The organism is Vibrio sp. 10N.222.46.A1 (genome assembly GCF_041473595.1).
Lineage (GTDB): Bacteria > Pseudomonadota > Gammaproteobacteria > Enterobacterales > Vibrionaceae > Vibrio > Vibrio tasmaniensis_A.
Map to the genome: position 1 here is coordinate 1 of NZ_JBFRSN010001717.1, position 854 is coordinate 854.

Genomic DNA, 854 nt, shown 5'->3' on the forward strand with positions numbered 1-854 from the left:
TTTCTACGTTGAACAGGTTTTCCATATTCAAGCCTTGCTTGATTAAAATCTCACGTAGACGACGCAGACCTTCAACTTGGATTTGGCGAACGCGTTCACGAGTTAGGCTAATTTCACGGCCTACTTCTTCTAGTGTTGATGGTTCATAGCCAAGTAATCCAAAGCGACGCGCAAGCACCTCTTTCTGCTTAGGATTCAGCTCATCAAGCCAGAAAATCAACGAGTTCTTAATATCGCTATCTTGAGTTGAAACCTCAGGGTCTGAGTTGTTGATGTCCGGAATTATATCCAGTAGCGCTTTCTCACCATCACCACCGATAGGTGTATCAACAGAGCTCACTCTTTCGTTTAGACGAAGCATCTTGCTCACATCACCAACAGGTTTGTCTAGCTTAGAAGCAATTTCTTCTGCCGTTGGTTCATGGTCAAGTTTTTGTGAAAGTTCTCTTGCGGTACGTAGGTAGATGTTCAGCTCTTTCACAACATGGATTGGCAAACGGATAGTGCGAGTCTGATTCATTAGCGCACGTTCAATGGTTTGACGAATCCACCATGTTGCGTAAGTTGAGAAACGGAAGCCACGCTCTGGGTCAAACTTCTCTACGGCGCGAATCAAACCTAGGTTGCCTTCTTCAATAAGATCGAGAAGTGCAAGACCACGGTTGCTATAACGACGAGAAATTTTCACCACCAAACGCAGGTTACTTTCGATCATGCGTTTGCGTGCTGCTTCATCACCGCGTAGAGCTCGACGTGCATAAAGTACTTCTTCTTCAGCGGTTAATAGTGGTGAGAAACCGATTTCGCCTAAGTAGAGTTGAGTCGCATCTAAGCTTTTAGACGTAACTTCAGTC

At 45.0% G+C, this 854-nt stretch carries 1 protein-coding gene; it reads right to left on the reverse strand.

What is annotated here, in order from left to right; genetic code table 11:
• The coding region (rpoS, locus tag AB4496_RS28990) for an RNA polymerase sigma factor RpoS (RefSeq protein WP_372133571.1) at nucleotides 1-854 on the reverse strand (854 nt) is incomplete at both ends.